We start from the raw sequence: 17,682 nt of genomic DNA on the forward strand, positions 1-17,682 counted from the left end.
CGCGATGCGCTTTCGCTTCATCCACGCCGCTGACCTGCATCTCGACAGTCCGATGCACGGGCTCACCGCCCGCCAGCCGCATCTGGCGTCGCTGTTCGCCGATGCGGCGCGCAACGCCTTCGTCGCGCTGGTGTCGGAGGCGATCGAGCGCGACGCCGCCTTCCTGATCATCGCCGGCGACGTCTATGACGGCGACTGGCGCGACTACCACACCGGCCTGTTCTTCGCCGGCCAGCTGGCGCGGCTGACGCGCGCCGGCATTCCCGCCTATCTCATCCGCGGAAATCATGACGCCGACAGCATCATCTCCCGTTCGCTGACCCTGCCGGCCGACGTGCATCTGTTCGGCACGCGCAAGGCCGAGACGGTGGAACTGCCGGCGCTCAAGGTGGCGCTGCACGGACGCAGCTTCGCCGAGCGGGCGGTGAGCGAGAACATGGTGCGCAGCTACCCCCAGGCCGTTCCCGGCTGGTTCAACATCGGCGTTCTCCACACCTCGCTCGACGGGCGCGCCGGCCACGCCTCCTACGCGCCCTGCACGCTCGCCGACCTCCGGGCCAAGCAGTACGACTATTGGGCGCTCGGCCACATCCATGCCGCCGAGATCGTCTGCGAGGACCCCTATGTGGTGTTCCCCGGCAATCTGCAGGGCCGCCATATCCGCGAGACCGGCGCCAAGGGCGCGATGCTGGTCGAGGTCGAGGACGGCGCCATCGTCGGCGTCGAGCCGCTGACGCTGGACAGAGCGCGCTGGGCTCATATCCGCGTCGACGTCGGCGCCGCCGCCTCGCTGGACGAGGTCGTGCGCCGGGTCGAGCCGGCGTTGCGCCGCGAAGCGCTGGCGGCGGGCGAGCGCCCGCTCGCCCTGCGGCTCACCCTCGACGGGGAGACGCCGGTCCATCACGGGCTGGCGGCATCCGGCCCGCATGTGCAGGCCGAGCTCCAGGCCGCAGCGGACAGGGTCAGCGACCGGCTCTATGTCGAGCGCGTCGTGCTCGCCACCACGCCGCCCCGGACAGAGCCGGCCGATGCCGGCATCGGCTTCGCCGACCCCGAGGCGCTGCTCTCCGGCGTCGAGGGGGAGCCGGGCTTCGCGGCCGCCTTCGCCGCCGCCTTCGAGGACATCGCCGCGAGGCTGCCCGACGAGCTGCGCCCGCTGCTGGCCGAAGGCGGGGAGGAGGCGCGGTCGGGGCTGCTCGACGAGGCGCGCTCCATCGCGCTCGGCCGGCTGCGGCAGGGCCGGGGTTCCGGCGGGGAGCCGGGCGCATGAGGCTGACGCGGCTCGATCTCGACCGCTACGGCCCGTTCACGGGGACGGTGCTGGAGCTGCGGCCCGACGCCGCGCTGCATATCGTCCACGGCGCCAACGAGGCGGGCAAGAGCTCCGCCCTCGCCGCGATCACCGACCTCCTCTACGGCTTCGAGCTGCGCAGTCCCGCCAATTTCCGCCATCGCTACGAGGATCTGCGCATCGGAGCCCATATGCGCGGGGCGGATGGCCGCGAACTCCGCTTCTGGCGCCGCAAGCGCAACCGCAACTCGCTCACCGACGACCAGGACGCGCCGCTCGACGAGGCGCTGCTTGAGCCGATGCTGGGCGGCATCTCGCGCGACGTCTTCCTGGCGGCGTTCGGCCTCGGCCAGAGCGGGCTGCGCGAGGGCGCCCGCCAGATGCTGGCGGCGCAGGGCGAGGTCGGCGAAAGCCTGTTCGCGGCGGCGTCGGGGCTCCGGACGCTGATCGCCGTGCGCGCCGGGCTCGACGCGGAGGCCGACGGGCTGTTCGGGGTGCGCCGGTCGAGCAAGCGCGCCTTCTACGAGGCGCAGGACCGCTACGACGCGGCCCGCAAGGCCCTGCGCGAACAGTCGTTGCGCGCCGACGACGTGCGCGAGCTCGATGCCGGCATCGCCGCCGGCGAGGCGCGCGCCGCGGCCCTGGCCGAACGGCTGAAGGAGGCCGGTGCACGCCGTTCCCGCATCGACCGCGTGCGGCGCGTCGCGCCGCTGCTCGCCGGTGTCGCAAGGGCGGAGGAAGGGCTCGCGGCCCTGGCCGGGGTGCCTGACCTGCCGCCGGGCTCCGCCGCCCGGATCGAAACGGCCCTCGCGGCCGCGGCGGCGGGCCGGGAGACCCTGGCACGGATCGCCCGCGAGGTGGCGGACGCCGAGGCGGCGCTGGCGGCGATCGCCGTCGACGAGGCCGTGCTCGCCGCCGGCGAGGCGATCGTCGCGCTCAATGACGAACGCGCGGCCCTCGCCAAGGCGCTGCAGGATCTGGCGCGGCGCCAGGAGGAGGCCCGCGAGGCCGCCGCGGCGCTCGACGATTTCGCCCGCCGCCTCGGCCAGGCCGACCGCACGGCGCTCGCTCGGCTGCAGCCGAGCGACCTTGCGCTGGAGCGCATCCGCGTCCTGGCGGAACGGCGGCGCGCCGCCGAGCTCTCAGCCGCCGAGAGCGATCGCGCCGCACGGCGCGCCGGGGAAGCCATCGGCACGCTGGCGCAGAAGAGGGACGGGCTCGGGGCGGGCGGCGATCCTGAGCCGCTGCGCCGCCGCCTGCAGGCGATGCGTCCCGCGCTGGCCGAAGCGGCGGCGGCGCGCGACCGCGAAGCCGATCTCGCCCGTCGGCGCAGCCAGTTCGACGAGCGCCTCGCCCGCCTCTCTCCCGCCATCGGCGATCGGACGGCGCTGTGGTCATGGCCGGCGCCGCCCGAGGAGACCGTCGCGGCCTTCGAGCAGCGCTTTTCCGGGCTTGAGGCCGGGCAGCGGCAGGACGCCGCCGAGGCGGCCCGGCTCGAGGGCGTGATCGCCGCCAGCCGCCAGACCATGGCCGCGGAGGGCGGCGAAGGGGATCTGGTGGACGACGCCCTGCTCGCCCGCCGGCGCGCGGAGCGCGACGACCTGTTCGACGTCGCGCTGGCCGATCCGAGGACGGCATCGGTGAACGCCTATCGCCGGGCGGTGATGCAGGTCGACGACCTCGCGGACCGGCGCCTCGGCCAGGTCGAAAGGCTGGCGCGCCGCGACATGGCGGCCCATGCGCAGGCGGAAGCCGCGGCCGCGCTCGAAGCGGTGCGGGCGCGGCAGGCCCTGCGCAGCGCCGAGGAGAAGGAGATCCGCGACCGCTGGCAGGCGCTGTTCGCGCCGCTGGGCTGTGCGGCAGAGGCCCCTGCGGTGATGCGCCGCTTCCTGGCCGAGGTCGTGCGCCTGCGCGAATTGCGGGCGGAACTCGCCGAGGCGGCGGCGACGGCGGCGCGGGCCGTCCGCCTGCTGGAGGAGGAGCGGCCGGCGCTCGAGGCGATCGCCGCGGAGGCCGGGCTGGCCGGTACGGCCGCGCAGAGCCTCCCCAGCCTGATCCGGCTCGTCGAGGACAGGCTGGACGGCCTGGACCAGTGGGCACGCGAAGCCCGTTCGCTGGACGACCGCCTCGCGGCGGCGCGGCTGGATCTCGCCCGCGCCGAGACCGAGGCCGCGGAGGCCCGGGCGGCGCTGTCGGCGACGCAGGAGGGATGGACCGCGGCGCTCGCCGCGATCGGACTCATCGGCGGGGCCGGTGCGCAGGAGGCCGCCAAGGCGACCGAACTCTGGCTGGGCGTGCAGGGCAAGCTCGCCCAGCTCGCCAGCCTCGAACACCGCATCGCCGCCATTCTCGAAGACCGCGAGGGCTTTGTCGCCCGTGCGGCAGAGCTTGCGGGGCGGCTGCTTCCGGGCGGGCCGGCCGAGGCGATGCCGGCGGCGGCGGCGCTGATGGCCGCGCTCAACGGCGCGCGCGAGGCCGCCGCCCGGCGCCATGCGGCGCGCCAGCTTCTCGCCCGTCACCGCGCTGCCCTGGGAGAAGCCGCCGAGGCCCAGCGCGGGCGCGACGAGGCGCTGGCGGCGCTCGCGGCGGAGGCCGGGTGCGAGGCGGCGGGCCTGGCCGCGCTCGCCGGAGACCTCAATGCGCGCCTCCTGCTGCAGGAGGCGCTGCGCGAGGCGCGGGACAGCCTCGCGGCGCAGGGCGACGGCCTCGACGAGGCGGCGCTCCGGCAGGAGGCGGCCTCCATCGGCGCGGACCAGGCGGCCGGCGAGATCGCGGTGGTGCAGGCCGAACTCGCCGCCCTTGCGGAGGAGGACAAGCAGGCGGCGCTCGCGCTGGTCGAACTGAGGCGCCGGCGCGAGGCGATCGAGCGCGAGGCGGGCGCCGCCGGGGCGGCCCAGCGGCTGCAGGATGCGCGCAGCGACCTCGAGCGCATCGCCCGCGACTATCTCGTCCTCAAGGCTGCTTCGCTGCTGATCGACACCGGCCTGGAGCGTCAGCTCCGGACGGAGCAGGGGCCGCTGATCGCAGCCGCCGGCGCCCTCTTCGCGACCATCACCGAGAATGCCTTCGCCGGCATCGCCACGCTGTACGACGACGATGACAGGCTGCGCCTGGCGGCCCGGCGGCCGGGCGGCGAGACGATCGCGATCGAAGGCCTGAGCGAGGGCACGCGCGACCAGCTCTACCTCGCTCTGCGCCTCGCCAACCTCGAAGCCATGGCGGCGCGGCGCGTCGTGCCGCCCTTCATCGGCGACGACCTCGTCATCACCTTCGACGAGAGGCGCGTCGCCGCCACGCTCGCAGTCCTCGCCGCCGGCGGATCGCCTCTGCAGAAGATTCTCTTCACCCATCACCGGCATGTCGCAGAGATCGCAAAGGAACGGCTGGGAGACGCCGTCGATGTCGTAACGCTCGATCGCTAGATCGACGGTGCCTGGCCGGGGGGATAGTGTTGCGGCAAATAATACCACTTTTGCGTGTTCATCATCCATTCAGTTCGAATCAGGTAATCTTCGTCCTCAAGTTAAGGATATCGGTGTCTTCGACGGACCGTATCGCTTGAACAGCCCTTGAGGAGTTGACCATGTTCGGGAAGATCATTGCTTCGGGCCTGGTTCTGGCCACTGTCGCGGGCGCTTCGCTTGCGGCAACCGGAACGGCGGAAGCGCGCTATGGCCGCAACGGCGCCTTCGCCGGCGGCGCGGCGGCCGGTGTCGTCGGCGGCCTGCTGCTCGGCGGCGCGATCGCCAACCAGAACCGCTATGAGGACGAGGGTCCTGCCTATTACGAGGATCCGGCGCCTGTGTATGTCGAGCCCCGCTGCTATTTCCAGCGCCAGCGCGTGCCGAACGAATATGACCCGGGCTGGCATATCGAGCGCGTGCGGGTCTGCCAGTAGCACGCCCCGGACGGATCGCCGGCGCGATGCATCGGAAAGCCCCGCCCTTCGGGCGGGGTTTTTGCTATAAGCGCCTTCCCATTATCCGCCGGACGGGTCGAACGCGCGGAGCGAACAGGCTGACCGGATCGCTGCCCGCGGTCGCCGTCCGGCTCTGAGCCGCATCAGGCCGTCGTCGACCACCAGCGTCTGGCCAGTGACGAAGCGCGCATCTGCGCTGGTGAGGAAGGCGACGGGGCCCGCGATATCGGTGGGCCTGGAGGCGCCGCTCGGCGTCACCTTGTTCGAGAGGGCCGGGCGGTACCCTCGGTTGGTCGCCCAGGGAGAGAACCTGCTGGCCGATGATCTCCCGCCGGGGCGTCTCGCCCGTATCGAGCTGGAGGGGCCGGCAGCCGGCATGATGCCGTTCCAGGCGGTCTATCCCGTCGACAGGATGCCCGGTCCGGCCGGAAGGTGGCTGCTGCAGCGCTTCTGTCCTCACGAGCGCGCCGGCGAGGTCATTTTTCAGAAAAAGGTGGCGGACTTCTCGACCAGGGGGGCGCGTCAAACCAATTTGCTCCGGCCTTGCCGCCGCAAAATCTCCGTGCGACGCCGGCGGCTCAGGGGGCCTGCGCATTTCCGCCCGGCGGCGGCCCGCTGCAAAAAGGTGTTTCCGCGCATAGGGGTTTGCTCTAGTGGAAGTCGGCGCGGGCTGCCGGATGCAGCGTCCGGGAGCGGGAGAAAAAGCGATGGCGCCGGTGGATTTCGAAGCTTTTGTGGATGAGCTGGCGAACGTCTCGGGCACGACGATCATGCCGTTCTTCCGTTCGGCTCTCGGCGTCGAGGACAAGTCGGGCGGGGTCGATTTCGATCCGGTCACCGAGGCCGACCGCGCGGCCGAGGCGGCGATCCGCCAGAAGATCCGGGCGACCTTTCCCACCCATGGCGTGATGGGGGAGGAATATGGCTCCGAGCGGCTCGATGCCGAGTTCGTCTGGGTGCTCGACCCGATCGACGGCACCAAATCCTTCATTTCCGGCATGGTCGGCTGGGGCACGCTGATCGGGCTGCTGCGCAACGGGCAGCCCTGCTACGGCATGATGCATCAGCCCTTCACCCGCGAGCGCTTTTCGGGCGACGGCGGTTCGGCCAAATATCGCGGTCCCGGCGGCGAACGCGTGCTGCGCACCCGTCCCTGCGCCACCCTCGCCGACGCGGTGCTCTACACCACCACGCCGCGCCTGATGGCGCCCGCCGAGCAGGTGCGCTTTTCCGTCATCGAGGAGAAGGTGAAGCTCTCGCGCTATGGCGGCGACTGCTACGCCTATGCCATGCTGGCGATGGGGCTCGTCGACCTCATCATCGAGGCCAGCCTCCAGCCTTACGACATCACTGCCCTGATTCCGATCATCGAGGGGGCGGGCGGCGTCATCACCACCTGGGACGGCGGTCCGGCCCAGGCAGGCGGGCGCATCGTCGCCGCCGGGGATGCGCGGGTCCATGCGGCAGCGCTCGCTTTGCTGCAGGCCTCGTTCGAGGCCTGAGGCATCGCAGGGCAGCGGCCCCGGCCCTCCCGCTTCAGGGCTGCGATCCCGGCACGAAGGCGTCGAAGGCGGCCCAGAAGGCGTTCCGGATGTCGTCGCGTTCCTGCATGATCTCGTGCCGGGCTCCCGGCAGCGTCAGCGTGCGGGACGCGCGCAGCCTTGCGGTGAAATGCTCGGCCGCCGAGGACGACACCACCCGGTCCTCGCCGGCGAGGAAGGCCAGCACGGGGATGCGCCAGTCCGCGCCGAAGCGGGGATCCAGCAGCCGGTCCATCGCCACGAATGCCGCCCGGACCCAGCCGATGGTCGGCCCGCCGATGGCGAGCGCGGGCGCGCGCTCGGCGACGATAGCGGCCCGGCCATAGCGCAGCGGGTCCGAGGTGACGGGATTGCCCAGGAACGGCTTCAGCGCGACCGGATGCGGCGACCAGCCCGGCACGATGCGCTCCGACAGGCCGGCGAGGCTGAGCACACGGGCCGTCAGCCGGGCGGCGGGCGGCTTGCCGCCGATGTCGATCATCGGCGCAGTGACGGCGAGGCGCTCGAACCAGGACGCCCCGGGTGGCAGGGTGTCGAAGAGGATGGCGGCACCCATCGAATGGGCGAGCCCGTAGAAGGGCGGCGGACATTCGGGCAGGGCGATCTGGCGGACGAAAGCCTCGACGTCCCGGCCGAAATCCCGGAAGTCGCCGATATGGCCGAGCCGAGGATCGCTCAGCAGGCGGTCCGATCCGCCCTGGCCGCGCCAGTCGAGCGTCGCCACCGCGAAGCCGCGGGCGCGCAGGTCGCGGATCACCTCGAAATATTTCTCGATGAATTCCGACCGGCCCTGGAACAGGCAGACCGTTCCCTTCGGCCGGGGGGACAGCGAAGCCCAGCGCGCAGTGCGCAGCGTGATGCCGTCCCGCGCTTTGATCATCTCGACCACGGCACCGGCGGGACAGGGATTTTCGGGGCAGTCGAACAGCGGCATGAAACCCCGGAGGCGAGGAGGGAAGCCGCTCCATAGCATCTTTCAGGCCGGCCGCGCACCCATGCTGAGGGCGAACGAGCCCGCCTGCACCGAGGGCGCAGGCGGGCTGCCGGACCGCTCCGGAATCACGCCGTACAGACATCTTACCAGCGTGGACCACTCCAGGGCCGCGGCGGCGACCAATCGTCGTCGCTCCATTGGCGGGGCGGATGATCCCAGCCGATCCGCCGCAGGCCCGTAATCTCGGTGGTGCGGCCGTCGACCACGATCAGGACGCGACCGCCGTCCTGATCGCCGGCGACGACGATATAGCTGCCGCCCCGCACGCGCTTGATCTCGACATCGCGATAGCCGCGCCGGAACAGGCTGCCGATGATGGCGCGTGGCGGCAGCAGGTCGGCATAGGCCGGCGGGGGCCCTCCGCCCCGCGGGAGGGGAGGCGGCGGCAATTCGTCGGCCGGAGGCGGCGGCAGGGCAGGCAGTCGGCGGATCAAGCCGAAGGGAGCGCCTCGGAAGAGGGGGGCGTCCTGAGCCAGGGCCACCCCGGTCAGGAAGAGGCCGGCAATGACGCCGAGCAGAGCTCTGCGGAACATGATGCATCTCCAGACCGGACCGATCGCCATCCTAGCGGCCGCTGTGTGAATGCCGCCGCAAGTGTCCGTTCAGCCTGCGTTCATCAACGACAGCGGCCGGACGGGGAGGGGGGCGGCGAGATCCCGCAGGAACGCCGCGGTGGCGTGGGGCTGGATGGACGCGCTCCGCACGATGTCGTCGAAGCGGCGGGTCAGCATGCGGATATGCTCGCTCGCATTGAGCACGAGATAGGTCGGGCCGAGATAGACCGCCGCCCGCGAATGGCCGAACACGGTGAAGGGCGCCGAATAGGTCTGCCTGAGATCGTAGAGGTGGAGGCGCAGGGTCGGATAGAGCTCGTCCGTCAGCGCCGCCATGGCATTGAGCTGGGCGTGGCGGGCCGGGGCGTCGAGCCCCTGCCACTGGCTGCGGCCTTCGGCGAAGGCCTGCAGCGCCTGGAGGGAGACGCAGGCTTCCATCTCGCCGCCGTCGCGGATGGAGGCGATGATATGGCGGCGGCGCTCCGTCAGCAGCGGATTGGGCTCCGGGCCCAGCGCCGCGGCATATTCGAACCGCATCACCTCGTCGGTCTTCATGAAGTCGGGGAAGGACATCGGCACGGTGCGCAGCTTCCGCCCGGCGGCTTCGGCGTGCCAGCGCAGGAAGCGCTCGTCGAAGGGAGCGTGGGCCTGGGTCTCGATGGTGAGGACGGCCTCCACCAGTTCCGCACCGACCTGCTCGCGCTGGCTGAGGCCCAGAAGCCAGTCGATGGAGATGCGGCAGCCCTTGGCGATGGCCACCAGGGTCTCCGCCCGGGGCAGGCGGTCATTGTCGGCCGACAGCAGCTGCGACAGCGTCGAGCGGTCGATTCCCACATGCCGGGCGAAGCCCGCCTGATTGAGGCCGGCCTGCGCGATCACGCGTTCGAGCCTGTCGCGGAAGCCTTGCGCAGCCGTCGGATGAGCCATGGTGTGTGCCGATGTTTATGAAAATCAACAAAGAGGACGATAACCAACACTTAGAAACAGAAGGCGACAAATGTCAATGTTCAGAGATAACAGCATCCTTGTGTGATTTAGCGATTCGTCCCATTCTGCCTTGTATTCTGGAGCAATTTGAATGCGTAAGGCGGGAATGCGGATTGCGCGGGTCCGGCGGCCGATCGAATGGCCGACGGTGGCGCTGGCGGGGACAATCTATGGTTTTTGGGGGGTGTTGACCTATTTTCACACCCTTTTCCCGCTATGGTTGTGGATTCCGCTCGGCGCATGGACGGTCGCCTGGCACGCGTCGCTGCAGCATGAGATCATCCACGGCCACCCCACCGCCAGCCGGGCCGTCAACCGCCTCGTCGGCTGCTGGCCGCTCCTGCTGTGGCTGCCCTACGAATCCTACCGCATCAGCCATCTGGTGCATCATCGGGACGAAAGGCTGACCGATCCCCTCGACGATCCGGAATCGCATTACTGGACGCAGGAGCAGTGGGACCGGCTCGGCCTGCTGCATGCGCTGGCGGTGCGGGCCAACGCGACCTTCCTGGGGCGGATCACCATCGGCCCGGCGCGCTCGATCTATTGCTTCGTGCAGCGCGAGGCCCGCCTCGTCTGGCAGGGAAATGCGATGCATCGCCGCATCTGGGCGGGGCATGCGCTGCAGCTGGCCGTCGTGCTGGCGTGGCTGGTCTTCGCCTGCGGCCTCAACCCGCTGCTGTATTTCGTCGCCATCGTCTATCCGGGCACGGCGCTGATGCTGGTGCGCTCCTATGCCGAGCACCGCGCCGAAAGCGAGGTCGACGAACGCACCGCCATCGTCGAGAACGCGCCGGTGCTCGGGCTGCTGTTCCTCTACAACAACCTTCATGTCGTGCATCACGAACAGCCGACGATGCCCTGGTACCAGATCCCGGCATGGTATCGCGCCCATCGCGCCAGGCTGGTGAGGGACAATGGCGGCCTGGTCTATGACGGCTATCTCGATGTCGCCCGGCGCTATTTCCTGACCGCGCACGACACCCTGATCCATCCGCTCGGCCGCGTCCCGGCGCTGGACGCCGAGAGGCCGGAAACACCGGCGCCGGCCCTTGCGGGGGCGTGACCGGCGCGCGCAAGCGCGTTTGGAAATTGAAGGTCATTCCGGGCGCGACGGCCACAGGTCAGGAACGCATCGGGCGCGACCCAGGATGTTGCGCGGAAGGCTCTTCACCGATGGCGGGAGGCCGCGCAAAGCGAGGTTGGAAGGGGCGGGCCGGCAGCCTCCGTCCCGACAAGACAGATCTGCCGGGCGGCACCCGAATCCGTCAATTTTTCGAAATGACACCTTCCCCCGGCCTCGACGGCGATGGCGGGTGGCGCCTCTCCCTGCCCGCCTCGAAGGGCGCGACGTTCGCGCGCCCATTTCCGCGGGACGGCGGAGCGGCCTTGCTACCGGGTCATGCGGATCTTGGCGCCCGACATGGTGGCAGCGCCCTCATAGGCGCCGTCGCTGGTCGGGAACAGGCGCACCGCCGTGCGTCCCCCGGGCTCGAGGAGATCGATCTCCTGTCCCCGCTGCTGCCAGGCGTTCACCTTGGCGAGCGAGCCTGCCTGACACCCCGAGGGGGTGGCGCGATAGACGTCGAGCAGGGTCTGGCGCGTCAAGGAGATGCCGCAGCTGCCGCGGGCCGCGTCCGAGATCCTCCAGCTGCCGGCGATGCCGCCCGTCGAGACCGGCGGCGGGGGCGCCTGCAGGGCGACCTGATTCTGGGAAGACGGCGCCATGCCGCCGGGCTGCACGGCAACGGAGGACCCCGGTGCCACGCTGCCGCCGACGGGCGGCAGCGGTTCGGAGGAAACCGGTTCCGTAGGGGCCGCGATCAGCGGTTCCGGCGCCCCGACAGGATGCGGACGTGAAGCGACGGGACGGGGAGACGAACCGAACATGCCATCGAAACGGCTCGTCGACTCGCATGAGGCGAGAGCCAAGGCACAGGGAATAATCGCCAGGGCAGAAAGCTTCATTGATCCATCCGGTCCAAATCAGGGGCACGATGCGTCAATACCAGATTGCAATGCGCTTCGACAGCGGGAATGGAAGGTTTGGCACCGCCGTCCTCCCTCGGCCCGTCCAGGCCGCCGCCATGCCGATCCGCCTCGGAGGCAGGGGCCGTGCGCCGGATGCGCCGACGGTGAATGACCGGCGGATTCAGTCATAATTCCTGCCGACCAGCGCCCGCGGTAACCATCCATTCATTCCGTTCCGCGATAATTCGGCCGGTTGCGATGAATGCCGGAGATGTTCGATGGCCGCCTCGGGTGCCTATGCCGTGCTGGTCGCCCTGTCGACCCTGGCCACCGCGTCGCCGGCGGACCGCGTCGAGACGGCGCTGCATCTGCCCAAGCTCACCTTGCACGTCCCCGCCACCGTGCCCGCGGCCCCTTCGCCGCGCCTGCAGCCGCGCCGATCCGCCGAACCCGAGGCCGATGTCGACATCACGGGTCCGACGCATTAGCGCAGCCATCGGCGGCCGCCGGGTCAGACCTGCCGCGTCACCATCAGCTTCTTGACCTCGGCGATCGCCTTGGCCGGGTTGAGGCCCTTCGGGCAGGTCTGCGCGCAATTCATGATGGTGTGGCAGCGATAGAGGCGGAAGGGGTCCTCGAGATCGTCGAGACGCTCGCCGGTCGCCTCGTCGCGGCTGTCGATCAGCCAGCGATAGGCCTGGAGCAGCACTGCCGGGCCGAGATAGCGCTCGCCGTTCCACCAGTAGCTCGGGCAGGAGGTCGAGCAGCAGGCGCACAGGATGCATTCGTAGAGCCCGTCCAGCTTCTCGCGATCCTCGCGGGACTGGCGCCACTCCTTCTCGGGCATCGCCGTATCGGTCTTCAGCCAGGGCTCGATGGAGGCATGCTGGGCATAGAAGCGGGTGAGGTCGGGCACGAGGTCCTTGACCACCGGCAGATGCGGCAGCGGATAGATCTTGATCGTGCCCTTGATGTCGCTCATCGCCTTGGTGCAGGCGAGCGTGTTGGCGCCGTCGATGTTCATGGCGCAGGAGCCGCAGATGCCTTCGCGGCAGGAACGGCGGAAGGTCAGGGTCGGGTCGACATTGTTCTTGATCCAGATGATCGCGTCCAGGACCATCGGCCCGCAATCGCCGAGGTCGACGAAATAGGTATCGGTCCGCGGATTGGCGCCGGTATCGGGATCGTAGCGATAGATCCTGAATTCCTTCAGATGGTCCTGGTTCTCGGGCTTGGGCCAGACCTTGCCGTCCGTGACGCGCGAATTCTTGGGAAGTGTCAGCTGAACCATGGATCAGGTCTCTTCGGGATCTGCGGCAAGGTGTCTTGAAATATCGATGGAAGGATGACGTCCGCCCGCGGGAATTCAGTAAACGCGGGCCTTCGGTTCGATGTACTGGATATCGTTCGACATCGTGTAGGCATGCACCGGCCGATAGTCGATGGTCACCGTCCGGCTGTGGCCGTCGGCCCAGGCCAGCGTGTGCTTCATCCAGTCCTTGTCGTTGCGGTCCGGGAAGTCCTCGCGCGCATGGGCGCCGCGGCTTTCGGTGCGGTTCTCCGCGCCGTCCATGGTGACGACGGCCTGCGCGATCAGATTGTCGAACTCCAGCGTCTCGATGAGATCGGAATTCCAGATCAGCGAGCGGTCGGTGACGCGGACATCGTCGGCGGCCTGCCACACGTCGTGGATCTTGGCCTTGCCTTCGGCGAGCGATTCGCCGGTGCGGTAGACGGCGCAGTCGTTCTGCATGACGCGCTGCATGCTCAGGCGCAGTTCCGCCGTGGCGGTGCTGCCCGACGCGTAGCGCAGGCGGTCGAGGCGCGACAGCGCCAGCTCGGCCGAATTGGCCGGCAAATCGGCGTGCTTCTCGCCGGGCTTCAGCATCTCGGCGCAGCGCAGGCCCGCCGCCCGCCCGAACACCACCAGGTCGATCAGCGAGTTCGAGCCGAGGCGGTTAGCGCCGTGGACCGAGACGCAGGCCGCTTCCCCGAGCGCCATCAGCCCGGGCACCACGGCGTCCGGATCGCTGCCCTTCTTGGTCAGGACCTCGCCGTGATAATTGGTGGGGATGCCGCCCATGTTGTAGTGCACGGTCGGCAGCACGGGGATCGGCTCCTTGGTCAGGTCCACGCCGGCGAAGATGCGGGCGGATTCGGAGATGCCCGGCAGGCGCTCATGCAGGATCTTCGGATCGAGATGGTCGAGATGGAGATGGATGTGGTCGTTGAGCTTGCCGACGCCACGGCCCTCGCGGATCTCCATCGTCATGGCGCGCGAGACCATGTCGCGCGGGGCGAGGTCCTTCACCGACGGGGCGTAGCGCTCCATGAAGCGCTCGCCTTCGGAATTGGTGAGATAGCCGCCTTCGCCGCGCGCGCCTTCGGTGATCAGGCAGCCGGCGCCGTAGATGCCGGTCGGATGGAACTGCACGAACTCCATGTCCTGCAGCGGCAGGCCGGCGCGCAGCACCATGGCGTTGCCGTCGCCGGTGCAGGTATGGGCCGAGGTGGCGGTGAAATAGGCGCGGCCATAGCCGCCGGTGGCGAGGATGGTGCGGTGCGAGCGGAAACGGTGGAGGGTGCCATCGTCCATCTTGAGCGCGACGACGCCGCGGCACGCGCCTTCCTCGTCCATGATGAGGTCGATGGCGAAATATTCGACGAAGAACTCAGCACTGTGCTTGAGGGCGGCGCCGTAGAGCGTGTGCAGGATGGCGTGGCCGGTGCGGTCGGCGGCGGCGCAGGTGCGCTGGGCGATGCCCTTGCCGAAATCGGTGGTCATGCCGCCGAAGGGACGCTGGTAGATGCGCCCGTCCTCGGTGCGCGAGAAGGGCACGCCCCAATGCTCGAGCTCGTAGACGGCGGCCGGCGCGTTGCGGACCAGATATTCGATGGCGTCCTGGTCGCCCAGCCAGTCCGAACCCTTGACGGTGTCGTACATGTGGAAGCGCCAGTCGTCGCGGCCCATATTGCCGAGCGAGGCGGCGACGCCGCCCTGGGCGGCGACGGTGTGGGAGCGGGTCGGGAACACCTTGGTGATGCAGGCGGTGCGCAATCCCGCCTCCGAGCAGCCGACCACGGCGCGCAGTCCCGCGCCGCCGGCTCCGACGACCACGACATCGTAGGTATGGTCGGTGATGTCATATGCTTTGCCGCCATAGGCAGGCTGATTGACGGAGCCGTCGGCCATCTGGGTCAAATCCCGAAATTCAATTTCAGCAAGGCGTAGATGCAGGCCGCACCCACGAGGAGCGAAAAGAAGGTGTTGGCCATGACAGCGACGATCTTCATCGTCTCGTCATGGACATAATCCTCGATGATCACCTGCATGCCGATCCGCATATGGACGATGCCGGCGACAATGAACAAAAACAAAAGGATCGCGATCAGCGGCGAGCTCAGCGTGGCGATCGCGGTGGCTTGGCTCGCCCGGGCGAGATAGATCACCGTCAGCACGAAGGCGACGGTGAGCGGCACCATGGCGACGCCGGTCAGGCGCTGGCGCCAGAAATCGCGGGTGCCGGACCGGGCCGAGCCGAGGCCGCGCACGCGGCCGAGAGGGGTCTTCAGGCTGGGCGTCTTCGACATGTCGTGCCTCAATTCGTGCCGCCGAGGGCCCAGTAGCCGACGATCCACAACAGCAGCGTCAGCACGATCGAGCCGATCAGATTGGCCCTGGCGATGCGGTCGCGGTCACCCGGGCCGAGGCCATGGCCGAGATCCCAGATGAAATGCCGGATCCCGCCCAGCGCGTGGTGCATCAGCGCCCAGGTATAGCCGAGGAGGATGAGGAGGCCGATGGGACTGCCGATGAACCATTGCATCAGGCCGAAGGCCTGCGAACTGGTCGCGGCGGCGAGCAGCCACCAGGCCAGCAGCAGCGTTCCGGCATAGAGGGCGATCCCGGTGGCGCGATGCAGGATCGACATCGTCATGGTGATGGGCCAGCGATAGACCTGAAGATGCGGAGACAGGGGCCTGTCCGCCCAGGCCCTGGGACGGTCGGCTGGCACGTTTGGATCGGCCATCGGGAAAAAGCCTCCAGTTTCGATCCGTTATAATCTCGTTGCGATGCGATATCCCTTCATACCGCCGGACGCAATGCAAAGCGTCGCAAATCTGTCCTGCCCTTCCGATTTTGCATGCAGTCGCAGCGGGCGCGGCGGCGCCGGTCTTGAATCCGCTGCCGCGGGGGCCACATCGTGAGTCGAAGGAGCGGCGAATGGCGAACCATGGTCATGGCGAGAATGCGTCGGATGCCGGCTTCGCGCGGCGCGAGGAGGCGTTGCGCGCCGACTTCCTCCCCAAGCTGAGGCGCGTGCTGGCGCATGTGCCTTTCGCCGCCGACCTGCTCGCCGCCTATTATGCGGTGCTCGACCGCCAGACGCCGCTGCGGGTCCGCGTCGTGCTCGCGTCGGCGCTCGCCTATTTCGTGTTTCCCGTCGACGTCATTCCCGATTTCGTCGTCGGGCTCGGCTATACCGACGATGCGGCGATCCTCTATGCCGCGCTGCGCATGATCGCCGGCTCGATCCATCCGCGCCACCGCGAGGCGGCCGAGCGCTGGCTCGACGAAGCGAAGGCGCGCTGAATCCTCTGCGGCCGTCGCTCGGCAATCCCATGGCGCTCGTCCACGCCATGACGGTGGTGACGAGGAACGTGAAGGATTTCATGCCCATGGGCGTCGGGACGCTCGACCCCTGGGCGGCACGGCCGGTGTGACGTCACCGCGCGTCGATCGACGCGGCCTTGATCATCGCCACCACGTCCCCGCCTTGGGCGAGGCCGAGTTCGTCGACGGCGTTGCGCGTGACGAAGGCCGAAAGCCTGTCGCCGCCGGCCAAAGCGAGGTCGACGCGGGCGACCGGGCCTTCGTCGACGGCGATCCCGGTGACGCGGCCGGCGAGCATGGTGCGGATGCTGACGTCCTGCGGCGCGCGCATGGCGAGGGACACGTCGCTGCCGCGCACCACCACGCGCATGGCCGCGCCGGGAGGCCCGGCCCGCCCGGGAATGCTGATCCGGCCCGCCGGATGGTCGAGCGTGCTCAATCCGTAGCGCTCGTCATAGGACAGCACCCGTGCCGTGAGCAGCGATACCGCATCGAAACGGGCGTTCAGCAGCGATCCCGCCGGCGGCTGCCCGGACAGCGGCGCCAGCACGTCCTGCGGCGATCCGACGCGCGCCACCCGGCCTGCCTCGAGCAGCACGATGCGGCTGGCGAGGCGCGCCACCTCCTCCACGGCATGCGACACATAAAGGATGGGTACGCGCATCTCGTCGCGGACGCGCTCGATCAGCGGCAGGATCTCGAGCTTGCGCGGCGCGTCGAGGGCGGCGAGCGGCTCGTCCATCAACAGGAGCCGGGGCGCAGCCAGCAGGGCCCGGCCGATCGCCACGCGTTGCTTCTCGCCGCCGGACAGGGAGCCGGGCCGCCGGCCGAGCAGGGGCGCGATGCCGAGCACGCCGACCACCATGTCGAAGTCGAGCCGTTCGGACCGCGCCCGGCCGAACCAGCTGCTGAAGTCGAGGTTCTGCCGCACGGTGAGGTGCGGAAAGAGCTGGGCGTCCTGGAAGACGAGGCCGATGCGCCGGCGGTGCGGCGGCACGAAGACCCTGCCGGCTTCGAACAAAGCCGTGCCGCCGACGCGGATATGGCCGCGTTCGGGCCGGACGAGGCCGGCCACGGCGTTGAGCAGGGTCGACTTGCCCGAGCCCGAGCGGCCGAATAGCGCTGTGAGCCCGCCATCCGCGGTGAAGGCGGCATCGAGCACGAAGCCGGCGCGGCGGATGGTGATGTCGACGTCGATCATGCCGCAGCGGCCGTGCCGGTGCCGGCGAGGGCCGCCGGATCGTCGATGAAGCGGCCGCGCTCGCCGGGCCCCGGCAGGAGGCAAGCCTGGCGCCGGCCGAACCAGCGGTAGCGGTTGCGGGCGACGCGATCATAGGCAAAGTCGCGGATCGGACGCGGCACTCCCCTGAGGATCCGCGTCCATCGCCACCCCGGCAGATGGTCCAGGACCGCGAGCAGGGCGTCGCCCTTGAAATGGACGAGGCCGCCGCCGACCACGGCGACGGTCTGCGGATCGCCGGGTGACAGGCCGAAGCGCTCGGCGAGGACGAGGCCGGCCGCGCTCTGGACGGCGACGAAGCGGAAATGTCCGGCCGGATCGCGCGGCAGGATGAAATGGACCCAGCCCGAGCACAGCACGCACACGCCGTCGAACAGGACGAGCCCGTCGGGCAGGCCACCGGCCGGGCGCGGCTTCCATCCGCTCACGATGCGCGCTCCCCCGGCCGGCCTTCCGTCAGGGGAAGCATCGGCATGGGAGCGGTGCGGTCATGGAAGCACTTGCGCGATGCCATGCCGCGATCATAGGAAAACGGGCCGGCGCCCGCAACGTCCGGCTTTCTCACAGGCA

18 protein-coding genes are annotated in these 17,682 nt (G+C 69.6%); 7 read left to right on the forward strand and 11 right to left on the reverse strand.

The genetic code is table 11. The features are described from left to right. The first annotated feature begins 4 nt into the window (after window positions 1–4). The 3 genes from J3R73_RS29585 to J3R73_RS29595 all read left to right on the forward strand — a co-directional run bounded on the left by J3R73_RS29585 (window position 5) and on the right by J3R73_RS29595 (window position 5,189). Window positions 5–1,270 (forward strand): metallophosphoesterase family protein, encoded by a 1,266-nt coding sequence (locus tag J3R73_RS29585; protein WP_307435985.1) that lies wholly within the window; start codon window positions 5–7, stop codon window positions 1,268–1,270. Continuing rightward, a complete protein-coding gene (locus J3R73_RS29590) occupies window positions 1,267–4,713 on the forward strand; it encodes an ATP-binding protein (protein ID WP_307435988.1) in 3,447 nt (1,148 codons plus the stop codon). The genes J3R73_RS29585 and J3R73_RS29590 overlap by 4 nt, the downstream gene beginning before the upstream one ends. Before the next feature lie 161 nt (window positions 4,714–4,874). Continuing rightward, window positions 4,875–5,189, forward strand: a complete 315-nt coding sequence (locus J3R73_RS29595) for a hypothetical protein (protein ID WP_307435992.1) — start codon at window positions 4,875–4,877, stop codon at window positions 5,187–5,189. Window positions 5,190–5,270: 81 nt separating this feature from the next. Here the strand turns inward: J3R73_RS29595 and J3R73_RS31590 are convergent, their stop codons facing one another. Continuing rightward, window positions 5,271–5,588, reverse strand: a complete 318-nt coding sequence (locus J3R73_RS31590; protein WP_370880043.1) for an SDR family oxidoreductase — start codon at window positions 5,586–5,588, stop codon at window positions 5,271–5,273. Between the two features lie 329 nt (window positions 5,589–5,917). On the opposite strand from J3R73_RS31590, the gene hisN reads away from it, so the two are divergent. Beyond that, the gene (gene hisN, locus J3R73_RS29605) at window positions 5,918–6,712 is read left to right on the forward strand and encodes a histidinol-phosphatase (protein WP_307435995.1); all 795 of its coding nucleotides are present in this window, start codon (window positions 5,918–5,920) and stop codon (window positions 6,710–6,712) included. Between the two features lie 34 nt (window positions 6,713–6,746). Here hisN and J3R73_RS29610 read toward each other — a convergent pair whose 3' ends face one another. The 3 genes from J3R73_RS29610 to J3R73_RS29620 form a co-directional block, all read right to left on the reverse strand. Then, on the reverse strand, window positions 6,747–7,685 hold the full coding sequence (locus tag J3R73_RS29610; protein ID WP_307435998.1) for an alpha/beta fold hydrolase: 939 nt from the start codon (window positions 7,683–7,685) through the stop codon (window positions 6,747–6,749). A gap of 143 nt (window positions 7,686–7,828) precedes the next feature. Further along, entirely contained in the window at window positions 7,829–8,278 is a 450-nt protein-coding gene (locus J3R73_RS29615) for a hypothetical protein (RefSeq protein ID WP_307436001.1), read from the reverse strand. A gap of 69 nt (window positions 8,279–8,347) precedes the next feature. Next, window positions 8,348–9,226: a helix-turn-helix domain-containing protein gene (locus J3R73_RS29620; RefSeq protein WP_307436004.1), complete on the reverse strand. Its 879-nt coding sequence runs from the start codon at window positions 9,224–9,226 to the stop codon at window positions 8,348–8,350. Window positions 9,227–9,377: 151 nt separating this feature from the next. On the opposite strand from J3R73_RS29620, the gene J3R73_RS29625 reads away from it, so the two are divergent. Beyond that, entirely contained in the window at window positions 9,378–10,352 is a 975-nt protein-coding gene (locus J3R73_RS29625) for a fatty acid desaturase (protein WP_307436006.1), read from the forward strand. Between the two features lie 326 nt (window positions 10,353–10,678). Here J3R73_RS29625 and J3R73_RS29630 read toward each other — a convergent pair whose 3' ends face one another. After that, a complete protein-coding gene (locus tag J3R73_RS29630; RefSeq protein ID WP_307436010.1) occupies window positions 10,679–11,254 on the reverse strand; it encodes an AprI/Inh family metalloprotease inhibitor in 576 nt (191 codons plus the stop codon). 281 nt (window positions 11,255–11,535) lie between these two features. On the opposite strand from J3R73_RS29630, the gene J3R73_RS29635 reads away from it, so the two are divergent. Further along, complete coding sequence (locus J3R73_RS29635) at window positions 11,536–11,745, forward strand: hypothetical protein (RefSeq protein WP_307436013.1); 210 nt, start codon at window positions 11,536–11,538, stop codon at window positions 11,743–11,745. A 23-nt stretch (window positions 11,746–11,768) separates the two neighbouring features. Here J3R73_RS29635 and J3R73_RS29640 read toward each other — a convergent pair whose 3' ends face one another. The 4 genes from J3R73_RS29640 to sdhC form a co-directional block, all read right to left on the reverse strand. Beyond that, complete coding sequence (locus J3R73_RS29640) at window positions 11,769–12,548, reverse strand: succinate dehydrogenase iron-sulfur subunit (protein ID WP_307436015.1); 780 nt, start codon at window positions 12,546–12,548, stop codon at window positions 11,769–11,771. Between the two features lie 75 nt (window positions 12,549–12,623). Then, on the reverse strand, window positions 12,624–14,450 hold the full coding sequence (gene sdhA, locus J3R73_RS29645) for a succinate dehydrogenase flavoprotein subunit (protein WP_307436018.1): 1,827 nt from the start codon (window positions 14,448–14,450) through the stop codon (window positions 12,624–12,626). 5 nt (window positions 14,451–14,455) lie between these two features. Beyond that, entirely contained in the window at window positions 14,456–14,848 is a 393-nt protein-coding gene (gene sdhD / locus J3R73_RS29650; protein ID WP_307436023.1) for a succinate dehydrogenase, hydrophobic membrane anchor protein, read from the reverse strand. Window positions 14,849–14,856: 8 nt separating this feature from the next. Next, a complete protein-coding gene (gene sdhC / locus J3R73_RS29655) occupies window positions 14,857–15,288 on the reverse strand; it encodes a succinate dehydrogenase, cytochrome b556 subunit (RefSeq protein WP_307436027.1) in 432 nt (143 codons plus the stop codon). 194 nt (window positions 15,289–15,482) lie between these two features. Between sdhC and J3R73_RS29660 the strand changes: the two genes are divergently transcribed. Beyond that, window positions 15,483–15,851 (forward strand): YkvA family protein, encoded by a 369-nt coding sequence (locus tag J3R73_RS29660; RefSeq protein ID WP_307436031.1) that lies wholly within the window; start codon window positions 15,483–15,485, stop codon window positions 15,849–15,851. A gap of 133 nt (window positions 15,852–15,984) precedes the next feature. Here the strand turns inward: J3R73_RS29660 and modC are convergent, their stop codons facing one another. Together modC and J3R73_RS29670 are read right to left on the reverse strand one after the other, a co-directional pair. Then, the gene (gene modC, locus J3R73_RS29665) at window positions 15,985–17,073 is read right to left on the reverse strand and encodes a molybdenum ABC transporter ATP-binding protein (RefSeq protein WP_307436033.1); all 1,089 of its coding nucleotides are present in this window, start codon (window positions 17,071–17,073) and stop codon (window positions 15,985–15,987) included. Further along, window positions 17,070–17,540, reverse strand: a complete 471-nt coding sequence (locus J3R73_RS29670) for a thiol-disulfide oxidoreductase DCC family protein (RefSeq protein ID WP_307436035.1) — start codon at window positions 17,538–17,540, stop codon at window positions 17,070–17,072. The genes modC and J3R73_RS29670 overlap by 4 nt, the downstream gene beginning before the upstream one ends. Window positions 17,541–17,682: the final 142 nt, after the last annotated feature.

The sequence above is a fragment of the Labrys monachus genome (assembly GCF_030814655.1).
GTDB classification, from domain to species: domain Bacteria; phylum Pseudomonadota; class Alphaproteobacteria; order Rhizobiales; family Labraceae; genus Labrys; species Labrys monacha.